Below are 15,540 nucleotides of genomic sequence, written 5' to 3'. Positions count from 1 at the left end.
AACCATGAGCGACCACGCCACGACCGCGCCGAGCGGCGATCTCTGCATCCGCACGCTGGCGATGCCTGCCGACACCAACGCCAACGGCGACATCTTCGGCGGCTGGCTGCTCAGCCAGATGGACGTCGGTGGCGGTGTATTCGCCTCGAAGGTCGCGAAGTCCCGCACGGTGACGGTCGCGATCGAGGCGATGAACTTTCGCAAGGCGGTCTATGTCGGCGATCTCGTCTCTGTTTACGCCAATCTCGTGCGCGTCGGCCGCACCTCGCTCACCGTGCATCTGGAAGCCTGGGCGCTTCGTCGCGGCGAGCAGTATCCGTTCCTCGTCACCGACGGCAACTTCACCTACGTCTCGATCGACGAGCATGGCCGCCCACAGGCGGTCCGTGCGACGGACACGACGATCGCGACGTAGTCGCGCGCGGCGCTCTGCCTCATCTCACGAAAACGTGGCAAGCGACGCCAAACGCGGCGCGCACGAGTCAACGCGTCGCGGCTTTGCCAAGAACGGGTCATAAAACGGATGAGGTCCGGGCGTACTCAATTGCGTGTCGATTCGGGGTGGAAACGGCCTCAAATGCCTGGGGAACCTTTGGGCAGGAGCACCGTTATTTGCCCGCACTGAGGAATCCACGGACCATGCCGGACAGCTACATTATTGAAGTCAACTCGCAGACCGCAGGTATCGTCGTTCGTTCTCAGGGAGGCTACTGCTTCTTCGCCTCATCCCACCGCTTCAATCGCCTCGAAGGTCAGCTCTTCCGCAACGCTCGCGAAGCCGAGCGCGCTGCGCGCAAGCTGATTAACGGCGATGTGAAGGAGGCGGCGTAAGCTCCGCGCTGTCATTCCGGCGCGCGCGAAGCGTGGTCGGAATTTTTTGCCGCTTAGAATGTCGATGAACGGATTCCGGGCCCGCGCCTTTCGGCGCGTCCCGGGCTGACACTATTGCTACAATTTCGTCGCGGCACGCGAGAGCAGCTTCCACTCGTCGCCCTGCTTCTGCCAGTTCATCAGGATGTGAAGGTTGGTGGATACTTTTTTCCCATCGGCCGCCATCTCCTGTTCGCCGAGCCAGTGGAAGCGAACGATCGCAGCCGGACCGACGACCTTGATGGTCGGATCCTTGTATTCGATCGAGAGGAATTTCGACTTGCCGTCGGTGGCGCTGGCGATGAAGGCCGCCTTGTCCTCGACCTTGCCGCTGGAATGGCTGTAGCTCAGTTCCTCCGCGCACAGCGCGCTAAGCGCCTTCGGGTCGGCCGCGATCTGGGCGAGGCGGAAGGCCTCCACCTTTTTCGCCACCGCCTCTTCGTCTGCCGAGGCGGCGAGGGCCGGTGCTGTGAGAGCGAGCGCGGAGACGGCAAGAGTCGAGAGAGCCAGGTCGCGTCGGTTGATCATCGTTTCCTCCTTTTTGATCTTGCGACGAGTGTTGCAGCCGCACGCGACTTTGTCGAGTGTCGCATTGTGGTCATGTGCATGCGCCATTGCGTGTCAGAAGGCGTATTGATACGCCTTCCGCATTGATGCGTCGCGGATTTGGGAAAGTAGGGAAATGATCGAAGCAATCGGCCGGGCATTGTTGTTCGACATCGACGGCACGCTTGCCAACACCGACCCGCTGCACCTCATGGCCTTCAACCAGGTGCTGGGGCCACGGGGCCATGTGTTCGATCACGTGCGCTTCTCCAGGGCAAGGCTTTGCCAATGCGTCGATCGGCGAGCGTTTCCTGCCGGGCGAAACGCCGGAGCGGCGCGCCGCGATCCTCAGCGAGAAGGAAGAGATCTTCCGCACGCTCGTCACCGGGCAGATCGAGCCGCTGCCGGGGTTGATGTCTGTGCTTGACCGCGCGGATGCGGCCGGCGTTCCCATGGTCGCCGTCACCAATGCGCCGCGCCTCAACGCCGAGCTGCTGCTCGGGGGCCTCGGCATCACCGAGCGGTTCAAGGCCATCGTGATCGGCGACGAACTGGCTCACGGCAAGCCGCATCCGCTGCCTTATCAGGAAGGGTTGCGCGTCGTCGGCGCCAGCGCTGCGGCCTCGGTTGCGTTCGAGGATTCACGCTCGGGCGTCCAGTCGGCTGTCGCAGCCGGCATTCCGACCATCGGTATCCGGACGAGCCTCAGCCATGCGGATCTCGTCGGTGCCGGCGCCGTTGCCTCGGCGAGCGCCTTTGACGATCCCGACCTGCTCACACGCCTTGCCGACGCCATGGCATGGTGAGCGGCCGCATCCGTTAACCGTGATCGTCTCCCGCATTGACCGATCGCGCGAACCGCCGCACCATGCATCGTTCTGATTTGAGGTTTTCGCCGTGACCGGACTGACTCATCGCCAAGCCGAAATCCTCAACATCGCGCGCGCCTCCGGCCGCGTCATGGTGGAGGAGCTCGCGCGCCGCTTCGAGGTCTCGGCACAGACCATCCGGAAAGATCTCAACGATCTCTGCGAGCGGAGATCGTTGACCCGCATTCATGGCGGCGCCATCATTGCCTCGGGTGTCGAGAACCTCGCCTATGAGGCGCGCCGCTTCGTCGCCGCCGACGAGAAGAAGGCCATTGGCGCTGCGGCAGCCTCGCTGATCCCGAACGGCTGCTCGCTGTTCATCAACATCGGCACGACGACCGAGGAGGTGGCGAGTGCGCTGACCTCGCACGAGGATCTCCTCGTCATCACCAACAATCTCAACGTCGCCATGCTGCTCTATCGCCATCCTCGCATCGAGGTGGTAGTCGCCGGCGGCACGGTGCGGCGCGCCGACGGCGCGGTGGTCGGCTCGACCGCGACGCAGCTGATCGGCCAGTTCAAGGTCGACTATGCCATCATCGGCGCGTCCGCGATCGACGAGGAGGGCGCCTTGCTTGACTTCGACTACCGCGAGGTGCAGGTCGCGCAGGCCATCATCGCCAATGCCCGCAGCGTCATGCTGGTTGCCGATTCCACCAAACTTCGCCGCAGCGCGCCGGTGCGCATCGCCCACATTACCCAGATCCAGACCTTCGTCACCGACCAGGAGCTGCCCGAGCGCCTCGCCACCATCTGCCACAGTAAGGGCATCGAGGTGGTGGAAGCGCTGCCGAAGGGTGCCGACATCGACGATGCGACGGCGGATAGCCAGGATGCGGCACCGGAAGCTTCACCGGTGGTGCGGCTGAGATAAGGTTCTTAGACATCGTCCCACGGATTGAGCAGCGCAACGCCGGTAGGTTCGAAATCTCCTAAGTTGCGCGTGACGATCGTCAGGCCGTGAACAAGCGCGGTTGCCGCGATGAGAGCGTCGCGTTCTGCCCTTGGGTTTGGAACGTGAAGTTGCGCGCAGCGCTGCGCAACGGCGGTGTCGATGGGCAGGATGCGATCTTCAAAGCGAGCCAGAATGTGATCGTCGATCCAGGCGCGCAGGATGGCACCTTGCTTGCTGTCTTTTCGCTCGATCAGGCGCGCGCCAAGTTCGATTTCGAGGATCGAGATCGCGGATATGAAGAAGCTTGCCGCGGGGATTGCATTAGCCCAGGTGGCGACATTGCGATGCGCCTTGTCGGGTCGCCTCAGTTCGGAAACGACATTGGTGTCCAGCAGAAACATCAATCGAGATCAGCAGGCCTGAAGACCCCGCCGGTCATGCGCGGCGGATCGAAATCGAAGTCCGTTCCCGGCTGTGCCAGAGCTTCGGCAAGACTCATATGTCCGCCGGTCAGGCGCAAATAATCTTCGATCGTTAGCAGGACATGGGCGGGCCGGCCGCGGTCCGTAATAAAGACGGGTCCCCGTGCAGCTGCTTTCTTGGCGCCGCTGGTGTCGTGGTTGAATTCTCGGCTGGTGAGGGTGGTCACCATCGTTTGGACCTCGCTCGGGACGATCTGCACAGCAATATATGTAGGCACGTTACTACATTCAAGTTTGGCGCTTCCGCCTTTGCGGATCCTCCCCGCAATCCTGCTGATTTCCCGGTCCTGCCACCCACAAAATTAATCTCCTTTCGCTTCCCTTCGCTTCTCTTTCGTCTTGCTTTCGTTTTTCGGTGTGATCTAATCAAAAGCGAAAGTAGCCGCTCGAAGAACGGGCGGCATCGGGGGATGCGTCTGTTGGAGCGTATTTACGACCTCGCCATCATCGGAGGCGGTGTGAACGGCTGCGGCATCGCGCGCGACGCGGTGGGCCGCGGCAACACCGTCTTCCTGTGCGAAATGAACGATCTGGCGAGCGGGACGTCGTCCTGGTCGACCAAGCTTGTGCATGGCGGCCTGCGCTATCTCGAATATTACGAGTTCCGCCTGGTTCGTGAGGCGCTGATCGAGCGCGAGATCCTTTGGGGCATCGCCCCCCACATCATCCGTCCCCTGCGTTTCGTCTTGCCGCATCACGCCGGCCTGCGCCCCGCCTGGCTGCTGCGCCTCGGTCTCTTCCTCTATGACCACATCGGCGGCCGCCATCTGCTGCCCGCCACGCGCTCGGTCGATCTCAAGCGCGACGAGGTCGGCAAGCCGCTGATTCCGAATCGCTACAGCCGCGCGTTCGAATATTCCGACTGTTTCGTCGACGACGCCCGCCTCGTCGTGCTCAACGCGCGCGATGCCGCCGACAAGGGCGCCGAGATCCGCACCCGTACCCGCGCCACCGAGATCCGCCAGTCAAACGGCGTCTGGATGGTCGGCATGGTCGACACCCTGACCGGCGAGCGCTCGCAGATCCAGGCGCGCGCACTCATCAATGCCGGCGGCCCCTGGGTCGAGGACGTGCTCGGCCGCGGCGCCGGCGTCAATGCGAAAGCCAAGGTGCGCCTGGTCCAGGGCTCGCACATCGTGGTCAGGAAGCTCTACGACCACGACCGCGCCTACATGTTCCAGAACGCCGACGGCCGCATCATCTTCGTCATCCCGTACCAGGACGACTTCACCCTGATCGGTACCACCGACCGCGACTATGACGGCGACCCCGCCAAGGTGAAGGCGACTCCCGAGGAGATCCAATATCTCTGCACCGCGGCGAGCGAATATCTGGCCAAGCCGGTGACATCGGACGACGTGGTCTGGACCTATTCCGGGGTGCGTCCGCTCTATGACGACGGCGCCAGCGAGGCCAAGGCCGCCACCCGCGACTATGTGTTCGAGCTCGATACGCCCGGCGGCGTGCCGCTGCTCTCGATCTATGGCGGCAAGATCACGACCTATCGCCGCCTCGCCGAGGAGGCGCTGGAGCGGCTCGCGCCCTATCTTCGCAGCGCGAAAGCGCGCGAGGGCTGGACCGGAAAATGGCCGCTGCCCGGTGGGGACATGAACGTCTCCGACATCGACGGGCTGATCGCCGAGCTGCAGCGCGGCTATCCCTTCCTCAGCCACGAGCATGCGCGACGCCTCGCCCGTGCCTATGGCACCCGGGCGATCAAGCTGCTGGGCGATGCCAAATCGGCGGCCGATCTCGGCCAGTCCTTTGGGGCGACGCTGACCGAGCGCGAGGTTCGCTATCTCATGGCCAACGAATGGGCGGTCACCGCCGAGGACGTCGTCTGGCGCCGGTCCAAGCTCGGCCTGCGACTATCTGCCGACGAGATCGCCGAGCTTGACGACTGGATCAGGACCCATGCCGTGCAGCAAACTCCCCTGCTGGAAGCAGGAGGACGCTCATGACCGTGACTCTCGATCACGTGACCCGGACTGTCGAGGGCGTCCCGCACATCCGCGACGTCTCGCTGACGCTGGAGAGCGGAACCCTCAACGTGCTGCTCGGCCCGACGCTGTCGGGCAAGACCTCGATCATGCGGCTGCTCGCAGGCCTCGACAAGCCAACCACGGGCAAGGTGCTGGTCAATGGCAAGGACGTCACCGGCGCCGACGTGCGCCAGCGCTCGGTCGCCATGGTCTATCAGCAGTTCATCAACTACCCCTCGTTCACGGTCTACGAGAACATCGCTTCGCCCCTGCGCGTGCAGGGCAAGCCGCGCGACGAGATCGAGGCGCGTGTCGCTGAGGCGGCCAAGCTGCTGCGGCTCGAGCCGTTCCTGAAGCGCACGCCGCTGCAGCTTTCCGGTGGCCAGCAGCAGCGCACCGCGATCGCGCGCGCCCTGGTCAAGGGCGCCGACCTCGTGCTGCTCGACGAGCCGCTCGCTAATCTCGACTACAAGCTGCGCGAGGAGCTGCGCGCCGAGCTGCCGCGCATCTTCGAGGCCTCGGGCGCGATCTTCGTCTATGCCACCACCGAGCCGACCGAGGCGCTTCTGCTCGGCGGCAACACGGTGTGCATGTGGGAGGGCCAAGCGCTGCAAATGGGCGAGACCGCCAAGGTCTACCGCCGGCCGCAGACCCTGCGCGTCGCGCAGGTGTTCTCCGATCCGCCGCTCAATCTGGTCGGTATCGAGAAGAAGAACGGGCAGGTCGTCTATGCCGGCGGCACCGCGTCACCGTCCTCCGGTCTTTATGCAGGCCTCGCCGATGGGATCTATCGCGTCGGTTTCCGTGCGCATCAGCTCGCCCTCGCGAATGGCGAGGCCGATCGTCACGCCTTCCACGCCACTGTAACGGTGACGGAGATCACCGGTTCGGAGAGTTTCGTGCATCTGACCCGCGACGGATTGAACTGGGTGGCGGTGCTGCACGGCGTGCACGAGTTCGAGCCCGGGCAGACGCTCGACGCCGTGCTCGATCTGAATGATGTTTTCGTGTTCGACGCGGCCGACCGCCTCGTCGCCGCTCCAGGTTCGTAAGGGGAGATGCGCCATGGCCCGCATTGACCTCGTTGATCTCGCACATTCCTACGGCGGCAACGATGCGCCGCAGGAAAGCTTTGCGCTCAAGCCCGTCACCATGACCTGGCGCCAAGGCGGCGCCTATGCGCTGCTCGGCCCGTCCGGCTGCGGCAAGACCACCCTGCTCAACGTCATTTCAGGCATCATCAGCCCGTCGCGCGGGAAGATCCTGTTCGACGGCAAGGACATCACACCGCTGTCAACGCAGAAGCGCAACATCGCCCAGGTGTTCCAGTTTCCGGTGATCTACGACACCATGACGGTCGGGGAGAACCTGGCGTTTCCGCTGAAGAACCGCGGCGTGCCGAAGGCCGAGATCGACAAGCGCGTGGCCGAGATCGGCCGCCTGCTCGATCTCGAGCCCTATCTCAATCGCCAGGCGACGCGGCTCACGGCGGACGCCAAGCAGAAGATCTCGCTCGGCCGCGGCCTCGTCCGCTCCGACGTCGCCGCCGTTTTGTTCGACGAGCCGTTGACGGTGATTGATCCCGAGCTGAAATGGCAGCTCCGCTCCAAGCTGAAGGCACTGCATCGCGAGCTCGACCTCACGATGATCTACGTCACCCACGACCAGACTGAGGCACTGACGTTTGCCGACACGGTGGTGGTGATGCATGACGGCCGGGTGGTGCAGAGCGGCACGCCGGCCGAGCTGTTCGACAAGCCGGCGCACACCTTCGTCGGTTATTTCATCGGCTCGCCGGGCATGAACATCCTGCCGGCGGAGGTGAGGGGACGCGAGGCCAGGATCGACGGTCACGTCATCGCGCTCAACCGCGCCTATGACAATCTGCCTGCGGGCGCGAAGATCGAGATCGGCGTGCGTCCCGAATTCGTCGAGGCCGTCGCGCCGGCGCCGGGCCTGCTGACGGCGAAGATCGAGCGCATCGACGATCTCGGCCGCATCCGTTTCGCACGGACGCGTCTTGGCGACGCCAAGCTCGCGGCGCGGGCCCCTGGCGGCTTCACCAGCGCGGACGGCACGGCCGGGCTGAAATTCGATCCGTCGCACGTCCACGTCTATGCCGACAGCCTTCTGGTGGAGGGAGCCGCCTGATGGACAAGACCGTCAACCAAAAAGCCTGGTTCCTGGTGCTGCCGGTGTTCCTGGTCGTCGCCTTCTCGGCGGTGCTGCCGCTGATGACGGTGGTGAACTATTCGATGCAGGACACCTTCGGCAACAACCAGTTCTTCTGGAACGGCGTCGGCTGGTTCAAGGAGTTGCTGGATCCCTCGACCGACCTCGGCAGCCGCTTCCTTGCTTCGCTCGGGCGCAACCTGTTCTTCTCGCTGGTGATCCTCGCCATCGAGGTGCCGCTCGGCATCGTCGTCGCATTGTCGATGCCGCGCCAGGGCTGGACCGTCGCCGCCTGTCTCGTGATCCTCGCGCTGCCGCTGTTGATTCCGTGGAACGTGGTCGGCACGATCTGGCAGATCTTCGGCCGGCCCGACATCGGCCTGCTCGGCTATGTCCTCAATGCCATGGGCTTCGACTACAATTACGTCTCCAACGACGTCGACGCCTGGGTCACCGTGATCGTGATGGACGTCTGGCACTGGACCAGCCTCGTCGCGCTCTTGTGCTATGCCGGCCTGAAGTCGATTCCGGAAGCCTATTACCAGGCGGCGCAAATCGACGGTGCCTCGCGCTGGGCCGTGTTCAAGGCGATCCAGCTGCCGAAGATGAATCGCGTCTTGCTGATTGCGGTGCTGCTGCGCTTCATGGACAGCTTCATGATCTACACCGAGCCGTTCGTCGTCACCGGCGGTGGGCCGGGCAATTCCACGACCTTCGTCTCGATCGAGCTGGTCAAGATCGCGCTCGGCCAGTTCGACCTCGGCAAGGCCGCGGCGCTGTCGCTAGTCTACAATCTGATCATCCTGATCGTCTGCTGGATCTTCTACACCGTCATGACCAATGCCGGCGTCGAACGGAAAGCCCAGACGGACAGCGAGCCGGCGGTGGAGCCCAAGCCTGCGGCCGCGCTAAAGCCCGTGCCCGCGCTCAAGCCAAAGGAAGGAGTGGCCTGATGCATTCGATCCCCGGCCGCCGCCTCATCATGGGGCTATTCCTCGTCTTCCTGCTGCTGCCGATCTACTGGCTCGTCAACATGAGCTTCAAGACCAACGCCGAGATCGTCTCGACGATGACGCTGTGGCCGCACACGCCGACGCTGCAGCACTACAAGCGCATCTTCACCGACGAGAGCTGGTACTCCGGCTACATCAACTCGCTGGAATACGTCGTCCTCAACACCATCATCTCGATCTCGGTGGCGTTGCCGGCGGCCTACGCTTTCTCGCGCTACCGCTTCCTCGGCGACAAGCACCTGTTCTTCTGGCTGCTGTCGAACCGCATGGCGCCGGCGGCGGTCTATGCGTTGCCGTTCTTCAACCTCTATTCGGCGATCGGCCTGTTCGATACGCCCTGGGCGGTCGCGCTCGCGCACTGCATCTTCAACGTGCCGCTCGCGGTGTGGATCCTCGAAGGCTTCGTCTCCGGCGTGCCGCGCGAGATCGACGAGACTGCCTTCCTCGACGGCTACTCCTTCCCGCGCTTCTTCATCAAGATCCTGGTGCCGCTGATCGCGAGTGGCATCGGCGTTGCCGCCTTCTTTTGCTTCATGTTCTCCTGGGTCGAGCTCCTGCTCGCGCGCACGCTGACCTCGGTGTCGGCCAAGCCCATCGCGGCGATCATGACACGTACGGTGTCGGCCGCCGGCATGGATTGGGGGTTGCTGGCAGCCGCCGGCGTGCTCACCATCATTCCGGGCGCGCTCGTGATCTGGTTCGTCCGCAATTACATCGCGAGCGGCTTTGCGCTCGGCCGGGTCTAGGAGGTTCTCATGGAATCCATCGCATGGATGGCCTGGACGCTGCCGACGGCGATCTTCTTCGCCGCGATCGCCGGCACGCTCGCCGTGATGACGTGGCTTGCGGCGGTCTATCCCGAGGCCGAGCGCGTCGGTGTGCTTCGCATTCCGACCACGCGCGGTGATCGCCTGTTCATCTCGCTGATCACGGCGGCGGTGATCCACCTCCTCTGGATCGGCCTCTTCGGCACCGATGCGATCGCGACGCTGCCGATCGGCGAGGAGGGGCTCGAGATCTCGCGCCTGTGGCTCGCAAGTGGAATTTCGCTGGTGGCGGCCGTGCTCATTTTCCGCACGGTCTGAAGCTCGCGAAGGGACGGCCAGATCCGGAAGCAATCCGGGTCTGTATAAAAGTTTGTCGCTGCAACGGAGGAAACCATGCGACAGTTTAGGAGAAGGAAAGGTCCATTGACCAAGAATAGTTTTCTGACCATGTCCAGCGCTACTGCGATCGTTGCAGTGTCGCTCGCCCTCTCGGCGCCGGTTCGCGCCGCCGACGAAGCCGTGATCCAGAAGTGGATCGCGGAATTCACGCCCTCGACGCTGTCGAAGGACGACCAGAAGAAGGAGCTGGAGTGGTTCGCCAAGGCCGCCGAACCCTTCAAGGGCATGGAGATCAACGTCGTCTCCGAGACGATCACGACTCATGAATACGAGGCGCAAACGCTCGCCAAGGCGTTCTCCGAGCTCACCGGCATCAAGCTCAAGCACGACCTCATCCAGGAAGGTGACGTCGTCGAGAAGCTGCAGACCCAGATGCAGTCGGGCAAGAACGTCTATGACGGCTGGATCAACGACTCCGACCTGATCGGCACGCATTTCCGCTACGGCCAGACCATCGCGCTGTCGGACTTCATGACCGGTGAGGGCAAGGACGTCACCAACCCCATGCTCGACGTCAACGACTTCATCGGCAAGTCGTTCGGCACCGGGCCGGACGGCAAGCTCTATCAGCTGCCCGACCAGCAGTTCGCGAACCTCTATTGGTTCCGCTACGACTGGTTCACCAATGCCGACTACAAGGCCAAGTTCAAGGCCAAGTACGGCTACGAGCTCGGCGTGCCCGTGAACTGGTCCGCCTATGAGGACATCGCCGAGTTCTTCACCAACGACATCAAGGAGATCAACGGCGTCAAGGTCTACGGCCATATGGACTATGGCAAGAAGGACCCGTCGCTCGGATGGCGTTTCACCGACGCCTGGCTGTCGATGGCCGGCAACGGTGACAAGGGCATTCCGAACGGTCTGCCGGTCGACGAATGGGGCATCCGCATGGAAGGCTGCCGCCCGGTCGGCTCTTCGGTGGAGCGTGGTGGCGACACCAACGGTCCGGCCGCAGTCTACTCGATCACGAAATATCTCGAGTGGATGAAGAAGTATGCGCCGCCGCAAGCGCAGGGCATGACGTTCTCCGAGTCCGGCCCCGTGCCGGCGCAGGGTAACATCGCCCAGCAGATGTTCTGGTACACCGCCTTCACCGCCGACATGGTGAAGCCGGGCATCGCCGTGATGAACGCCGACGGCACGCCGAAATGGCGCATGGCTCCGTCGCCGCACGGCTCGTACTGGAAGGAAGGCATGAAGCTCGGCTATCAGGACGCGGGCTCGCTCACGCTCCTGAAGTCCACTCCGCCGGATCGCCGCAAGGCGGCCTGGCTCTATCTCCAGTTCATCGTCTCCAAGTCGGTGTCGCTGAAGAAGAGCCACGTCGGTCTGACCTTCGTGCGTGAATCCGACATCTGGGACAAGTCGTTCACGGAACGTGCGCCGAAGCTCGGCGGTCTTGTCGAGTTCTACCGCTCGCCCGCCCGCGTGCAGTGGACCCCGACCGGCAACAACGTGCCCGACTATCCGAAGCTCGCCCAGCTCTGGTGGCAGAACATCGGCGATGCGTCGTCCGGTGCGAAGACGCCGCAGCAGGCGATGGATGCCCTTGCGGCCGCTCAGGACTCCGTGATGGAGCGCCTGGAGAAGTCCGGCGTGCAGGGCGCCTGCGGTCCCAAGCTGCACAAGAAGGAATCGGCCGAATACTGGTTCGCCAAGGCCCAGAAGGACGGCACGATTGCTCCGCAGCGCAAGCTCGCCAACGAGAAGCCGAAGGGCGAGACCGTCGACTACGACACGCTGATCAAGTCGTGGCCGGCCACGCCGCCCAAGCGCGCGGAAGCGAAGTAAGCCTCGCGCAGAGCATCAAGACACGAAGGGCCGGGAGCGATCCCGGCCTTTTTTTGTTATATAACCACTCTGCTCACCACACCGTCATTGCGAGCGAAGCGAAGCAATCCAGAGCCTTTCCGCGGAGGCAGTCTGGATTGCTTCGTCGCTTCGCTCCTCGCAATGACGGAGGATGGAGTGTTTGCGCCGCTTACTCCGCGGGCTCGGCCGCCAGCGTCGGATAGTCGGTGTACCCCTTCGCGCTGCCGCCGTAGAACGTGGTCTTGTCCCAGTCGTTCAGCGGCGCGCCCTGCTTCAGCCGCTCGACGAGGTCGGGGTTGGAGATGAACGGCTTGCCGAAGGCGATGAGATCGGCCGCGTTGGCGTCCAGCACCTTGGTGGCCAGATCGAAATCGTAGCCGTTGTTGGCGACGTAGGCGCCGGCGAAGCGCTTGCGCAGCGAGGCATAGTCGAAGGGAGCGATGTCGCGCGGGCCACCGGTCGCGCCCTCGACCACATGGAGATACACCAGCTTGAGTGCGCTGAGGCCGTCGACGATGTGGTCGTACAGCGCCTGCGGGTTTGAATCGGAGATGTCGTTGGCGGGCGTCACGGGCGAGATGCGGATGCCGGTGCGGCCGGCGCCGGCCTCGGCAACGACGGCCTTGGACACCTCGAGCATCAGCCGTGCGCGATTTTCGATCGAGCCGCCATAGGCGTCCGTGCGCTTGTTGGCGCCGTCCTTGGCGAACTGCTCGAGCAGATAGCCGTTGGCGCCGTGAATCTCGACTCCGTCGAAGCCGGCTTCGAGCGCATTCTTCGTCGCACGCTTGAAGTCGTCGATGATTTCAGGGATCTCGGAGAGCTCGAGCGCGCGCGGCTCGGAGACGTCGGCGAAGCCGCCATTCACGAAGGTCTTGCCCTTGGCGCGGATCGCGCTGGGCGCCACCGGAGCTGCGCCATTGGCCTGGAGGTCGACATGCGAGATGCGGCCGACATGCCAGAGCTGGATGAAGATCTTGCCGCCACGCTCATGGACGCGGTCCGTGACCTTGCGCCAGCCCGCGACCTGATCCTTGGAATAGATGCCGGGCGTGTCCTGGTAGCCTTGGCCCTGCTGCGAGACCTGGCTCGCTTCGGTGATCAACAGGCCTGCGGAGGCGCGTTGGCCGTAATAATCCGCCGCGAGCGAACCGGGCACGAACGTACCGGGCACGGCGCGGTTGCGTGTCAGCGGCGCCATCACGAGGCGGTTGGCCAGTGTGATCGGGCCGAGCTTGTAGGTCTCAAACAATTTGGTCGGACGGCTCATGGGGATGCTTCCAGGCAATGAGAGGTGACGAACACTTGTGCATCGCGACATCAGGTGCAAGGGCCGAGCCATACTCAAAGTGCAGGCATGCTACGCGGCACGGCCGCGTAGCATAATTCATGTGCACTCTCAGCCACGGCAGCAGAATTCCGCTGCGCGGCCTGCCATAGGCAAATCAGGTCAAGCCCATGAAATCGCGCTTGCCGATCTCGACGCCGTTGTGCCGCAAAATGCCGTGGGCGGTGGCGGCGTGGAAATAGAAGTTCGGCAGCGAAAAGGCGCTCAGAAATTGCTGGCCTTTCAGGGTCGTGGTCTTATCGGGTCCACTCGGGAAGGTGACGTCCTTGCTCTCGGCCCCCTCGAACTGCTCCGGCTTGAACGACTTCACATAGTCGATCGTCTTCGCCAGCCGCTGCTTCAATTCCGCAAAGCTGGTCTCGGTGTCGGGCGTCGAGGGCACCTCGCTGTGCGTCAGCCGGGCACAGCCCTTGGCGGCGAAATCGCTGACGAGCTGGACCTGCCTCGACAGCGGCAGCATGTCCGGGAAGAGGCGGGAGCCGAGCAGGACGTTCGGGTCGATCTTCCTGGCCGCGCAATGTGCCTCGGCCTTGGTGAGCAGGCCGGTGAGGCTGTTCAGCATTTGCAGATAGGCGGGGACGACGGCGTCGTAAAAGGACATGTGATGCTCGCTTGTGAATGGGAAATCTTAGGAGAAAACCTGAGTCACTCACATGGGAGGCTCATGGAAAAATACAATCGCTGAAGGTGGCTTGTGCGATGCGAAAATTCTACCTTGCTGGCTCGTGCTGTCTAGGTGCCACACCCTCACTGTCATCGCCCGCGAAGGCGGGCGATCCAGTACGCCGCGGCAGTCGTTTTGAATCTCGATGCCTTTGGAATACTGAATGCCCCGCCTTCGCGGGCATAACTACGGCCACCGTATTTAGCGCACCACGCCCGCCGGCTGCGCCTGCGCCGTGCCGCTGCCGCGCATGCGCGCGAGCAACTCCGCGGTCGGCCAGGAATCCGCCGGCAGGCCGTACTTGATCTGCATCGCCTTCACTGCCGTGCGGCTCAATTGGCCCATCACGCCATCGACCTTGCCGACATTAAAGCCGGCGCGGACAAGGTGCTGCTGCAACTCCTTCAGTTCGTTGAGCGGCAGTTGCACAACCGGCACGGCGGGCTGCCGCATCGGCGCGGCGCCGGCGATGCGGCTGGCGAGATAGGCTGCGGTGGTCGAATAGATCAGCGAGTTGTTCCACTCGGTGTAAGCCGCGAAATTCGCGTAGGCGAGGAAAGCTGGCCCGGTGCGCCCCATTGGCAACAGCAGCGAGGCGGGCAGGTCGTCGTGCGGCAGCGGCCGGCCATCGGGATAGGTGACGCCGAGTTGCGCGAATTTCGCGCGCGGCAGCTTGATCGTCAGGTCGGCCTGGTCCCACGGAAAGTTCGTGGGCGCGCGCACTTCCTGCAGCCATGGCTCGCCACGCCGCCACTTCAGTCCGGTGGCGATGTAGTTCGCGGTCGAGCCGATCACGTCGGGCGCGCTGCGTAACAGGTTGCGGTGGCCGTCGCCGTCATAGTCCACCGCATAGTTGAAATAATGCGTGGGCAAAAACTGCGTCTGCCCGAGCTCACCCGCCCAGGAGCCGATCATCTCGGATGGTGAGAGATCGCCGCGGTCGATGATCTTGAGCGCCGCGATGGTTTCCTTCTGAAACATCTCGGAGCGGCGGCAGTCATAGGCCAACGACACCAACGACGGCAGCGTATGCAGCTTGCCGAGCTCTGCGCCAAAGCTGCTCTCCAGTCCCCAGAAGGCGGCGATCACGGCAGGCGGCACGCCATATTCCTTCTCGGCGCGCGCGAACGCCGCCGCATGCATCTTGATGTGCGCCTGAGCGTTCCTGGCCGCGCCCTCCGACGCCCGGTTGCGCGAGAATTCCGTGAACACCTGACCGAACACGCGCTGGCCGCGGTCGCGGTTGACGATGCTCTGGTCGTAGGTGAGGTACGGCGCAGCCTCGGCGAGCGCACGCTCCGACACGCCGGCTGCAACCGCCTGCTGCTTCAGGTCGGCCAGGAAGCGATCGAAGCTCGCGCCGTTGTGGCAGGATGCCGCGCGCGGCGAGGGCGCGGCGGCTTTCGGCACTGCGGGCCTTGCGGGAGGCGGAAGGATTTGGGCGGAGGCGGTAGCTGTGCATGCGAGGAGCGCGACGGCCGCGATCGAAAATCGGGTCTGGACCATGGGGGTTCCGGCGGGGAGAGATGGGCGTGGATTCAGCCGAAGTCTAGGTGAAGTGATGGCCTCAGGCTATCCCTGCGCTCGCCGCTGATCCCGTCTGGAAGACGATAGGTCGCCCGCCTTGCTGCATCGGGCATGTATTCAAAAATCAAGCGCTTGGCTCGGTTGGATCAAACGCGCCGAATCGGGGTTGACCTGTCGAAACCGCCACTGAAAGG

The 15,540-nt window shown here is 63.6% G+C and carries 16 protein-coding genes and 1 pseudogene; 11 read left to right on the top strand and 6 right to left on the bottom strand.

The features are described from left to right. Positions 1 to 4 precede the first annotated feature (4 nt). Both LPJ38_RS33760 and LPJ38_RS33755 read left to right on the top strand, forming a co-directional pair. Positions 5 to 415: an acyl-CoA thioesterase gene (locus tag LPJ38_RS33760; RefSeq protein WP_145638932.1), complete on the top strand. Its 411-nt coding sequence runs from the start codon at positions 5 to 7 to the stop codon at positions 413 to 415. Between the two features lie 224 nt (positions 416 to 639). After that, complete coding sequence (locus LPJ38_RS33755; RefSeq protein WP_008568616.1) at positions 640 to 831, top strand: hypothetical protein; 192 nt, start codon at positions 640 to 642, stop codon at positions 829 to 831. Positions 832 to 948: 117 nt separating this feature from the next. Here LPJ38_RS33755 and LPJ38_RS33750 read toward each other — a convergent pair whose 3' ends face one another. Continuing rightward, on the bottom strand, positions 949 to 1,398 hold the full coding sequence (locus LPJ38_RS33750; protein WP_145638930.1) for a nuclear transport factor 2 family protein: 450 nt from the start codon (positions 1,396 to 1,398) through the stop codon (positions 949 to 951). Positions 1,399 to 1,552: 154 nt separating this feature from the next. Here LPJ38_RS33750 and LPJ38_RS33745 point away from each other — a divergent pair. Beyond that, positions 1,553 to 2,222 (top strand): annotated as a pseudogene (locus LPJ38_RS33745) (HAD family hydrolase). A 91-nt stretch (positions 2,223 to 2,313) separates the two neighbouring features. Further along, positions 2,314 to 3,159 carry a DeoR/GlpR family DNA-binding transcription regulator gene (locus tag LPJ38_RS33740; protein WP_145638928.1) on the top strand — a complete coding sequence of 282 codons (846 nt, stop codon included), beginning with the start codon at positions 2,314 to 2,316 and terminating at the stop codon, positions 3,157 to 3,159. A gap of 5 nt (positions 3,160 to 3,164) precedes the next feature. Here LPJ38_RS33740 and LPJ38_RS33735 read toward each other — a convergent pair whose 3' ends face one another. Then, positions 3,165 to 3,581 (bottom strand): type II toxin-antitoxin system VapC family toxin, encoded by a 417-nt coding sequence (locus LPJ38_RS33735; RefSeq protein ID WP_145638926.1) that lies wholly within the window; start codon positions 3,579 to 3,581, stop codon positions 3,165 to 3,167. Continuing rightward, positions 3,581 to 3,832, bottom strand: a complete 252-nt coding sequence (locus tag LPJ38_RS33730) for a type II toxin-antitoxin system prevent-host-death family antitoxin (protein WP_145638924.1) — start codon at positions 3,830 to 3,832, stop codon at positions 3,581 to 3,583. Before LPJ38_RS33730 ends, LPJ38_RS33735 begins: the two co-directional genes overlap by 1 nt. A 240-nt stretch (positions 3,833 to 4,072) precedes the next feature. On the opposite strand from LPJ38_RS33730, the gene glpD reads away from it, so the two are divergent. From glpD to LPJ38_RS33695, 7 genes are all read left to right on the top strand, one after another. After that, positions 4,073 to 5,623, top strand: a complete 1,551-nt coding sequence (gene glpD, locus LPJ38_RS33725; protein WP_145638922.1) for a glycerol-3-phosphate dehydrogenase — start codon at positions 4,073 to 4,075, stop codon at positions 5,621 to 5,623. Next, positions 5,620 to 6,696, top strand: a complete 1,077-nt coding sequence (locus LPJ38_RS33720) for an ABC transporter ATP-binding protein (RefSeq protein WP_145638920.1) — start codon at positions 5,620 to 5,622, stop codon at positions 6,694 to 6,696. The genes glpD and LPJ38_RS33720 overlap by 4 nt, the downstream gene beginning before the upstream one ends. A 13-nt stretch (positions 6,697 to 6,709) precedes the next feature. Then, complete coding sequence (locus LPJ38_RS33715; RefSeq protein WP_145638916.1) at positions 6,710 to 7,795, top strand: ABC transporter ATP-binding protein; 1,086 nt, start codon at positions 6,710 to 6,712, stop codon at positions 7,793 to 7,795. Further along, on the top strand, positions 7,795 to 8,769 hold the full coding sequence (locus LPJ38_RS33710) for a carbohydrate ABC transporter permease (protein WP_145638914.1): 975 nt from the start codon (positions 7,795 to 7,797) through the stop codon (positions 8,767 to 8,769). Before LPJ38_RS33715 ends, LPJ38_RS33710 begins: the two co-directional genes overlap by 1 nt. Beyond that, entirely contained in the window at positions 8,769 to 9,575 is an 807-nt protein-coding gene (locus LPJ38_RS33705) for a carbohydrate ABC transporter permease (RefSeq protein ID WP_008561018.1), read from the top strand. Before LPJ38_RS33710 ends, LPJ38_RS33705 begins: the two co-directional genes overlap by 1 nt. A gap of 9 nt (positions 9,576 to 9,584) precedes the next feature. Continuing rightward, a complete protein-coding gene (locus tag LPJ38_RS33700; protein ID WP_008561016.1) occupies positions 9,585 to 9,914 on the top strand; it encodes a DUF2160 domain-containing protein in 330 nt (109 codons plus the stop codon). 129 nt (positions 9,915 to 10,043) lie between these two features. Further along, on the top strand, positions 10,044 to 11,786 hold the full coding sequence (locus LPJ38_RS33695) for an ABC transporter substrate-binding protein (protein ID WP_167520634.1): 1,743 nt from the start codon (positions 10,044 to 10,046) through the stop codon (positions 11,784 to 11,786). Positions 11,787 to 11,976: 190 nt separating this feature from the next. Here LPJ38_RS33695 and LPJ38_RS33690 read toward each other — a convergent pair whose 3' ends face one another. From LPJ38_RS33690 to LPJ38_RS33680, 3 genes are all read right to left on the bottom strand, one after another. Beyond that, positions 11,977 to 13,077 carry an alkene reductase gene (locus LPJ38_RS33690; RefSeq protein WP_145638910.1) on the bottom strand — a complete coding sequence of 367 codons (1,101 nt, stop codon included), beginning with the start codon at positions 13,075 to 13,077 and terminating at the stop codon, positions 11,977 to 11,979. 175 nt (positions 13,078 to 13,252) lie between these two features. Next, positions 13,253 to 13,756 carry a DUF1993 domain-containing protein gene (locus tag LPJ38_RS33685; RefSeq protein WP_145638908.1) on the bottom strand — a complete coding sequence of 168 codons (504 nt, stop codon included), beginning with the start codon at positions 13,754 to 13,756 and terminating at the stop codon, positions 13,253 to 13,255. A gap of 264 nt (positions 13,757 to 14,020) precedes the next feature. Beyond that, on the bottom strand, positions 14,021 to 15,325 hold the full coding sequence (locus LPJ38_RS33680; RefSeq protein WP_145638906.1) for a lytic murein transglycosylase: 1,305 nt from the start codon (positions 15,323 to 15,325) through the stop codon (positions 14,021 to 14,023). Positions 15,326 to 15,540: the final 215 nt, after the last annotated feature.

This window comes from Bradyrhizobium daqingense (assembly GCF_021044685.1).
In the GTDB taxonomy this organism is placed as follows: domain Bacteria; phylum Pseudomonadota; class Alphaproteobacteria; order Rhizobiales; family Xanthobacteraceae; genus Bradyrhizobium; species Bradyrhizobium daqingense.
The sequence above is the reverse complement of the archived record's forward strand: the minus strand, read 5'-3'. Positions and strand labels throughout refer to the sequence as shown.

Excerpts from the sequence above, each read along its gene's own strand:
- LPJ38_RS33715 (WP_145638916.1), top strand. The coding sequence starts at position 6,710 with ATGGCCCGCATTGACCTCGTTGATCTCGCACATTCCTACGGCGGCAAC.
- LPJ38_RS33705 (WP_008561018.1), top strand. The coding sequence starts at position 8,769 with ATGCATTCGATCCCCGGCCGCCGCCTCATCATGGGGCTATTCCTCGTC.
- LPJ38_RS33735 (WP_145638926.1), bottom strand. The coding sequence starts at position 3,581 with ATGTTTCTGCTGGACACCAATGTCGTTTCCGAACTGAGGCGACCCGAC.
- LPJ38_RS33695 (WP_167520634.1), top strand. The coding sequence starts at position 10,044 with ATGTCCAGCGCTACTGCGATCGTTGCAGTGTCGCTCGCCCTCTCGGCG.
- LPJ38_RS33680 (WP_145638906.1), bottom strand. The coding sequence starts at position 15,325 with ATGGTCCAGACCCGATTTTCGATCGCGGCCGTCGCGCTCCTCGCATGC.
- LPJ38_RS33700 (WP_008561016.1), top strand. The coding sequence starts at position 9,585 with ATGGAATCCATCGCATGGATGGCCTGGACGCTGCCGACGGCGATCTTC.
- LPJ38_RS33720 (WP_145638920.1), top strand. The coding sequence starts at position 5,620 with ATGACCGTGACTCTCGATCACGTGACCCGGACTGTCGAGGGCGTCCCG.
- LPJ38_RS33760 (WP_145638932.1), top strand. The coding sequence starts at position 5 with ATGAGCGACCACGCCACGACCGCGCCGAGCGGCGATCTCTGCATCCGC.
- LPJ38_RS33755 (WP_008568616.1), top strand. The coding sequence starts at position 640 with ATGCCGGACAGCTACATTATTGAAGTCAACTCGCAGACCGCAGGTATC.
- LPJ38_RS33750 (WP_145638930.1), bottom strand. The coding sequence starts at position 1,398 with ATGATCAACCGACGCGACCTGGCTCTCTCGACTCTTGCCGTCTCCGCG.
- LPJ38_RS33710 (WP_145638914.1), top strand. The coding sequence starts at position 7,795 with ATGGACAAGACCGTCAACCAAAAAGCCTGGTTCCTGGTGCTGCCGGTG.
- LPJ38_RS33690 (WP_145638910.1), bottom strand. The coding sequence starts at position 13,077 with ATGAGCCGTCCGACCAAATTGTTTGAGACCTACAAGCTCGGCCCGATC.
- glpD (WP_145638922.1), top strand. The coding sequence starts at position 4,073 with ATGCGTCTGTTGGAGCGTATTTACGACCTCGCCATCATCGGAGGCGGT.
- LPJ38_RS33730 (WP_145638924.1), bottom strand. The coding sequence starts at position 3,832 with ATGGTGACCACCCTCACCAGCCGAGAATTCAACCACGACACCAGCGGC.
- LPJ38_RS33685 (WP_145638908.1), bottom strand. The coding sequence starts at position 13,756 with ATGTCCTTTTACGACGCCGTCGTCCCCGCCTATCTGCAAATGCTGAAC.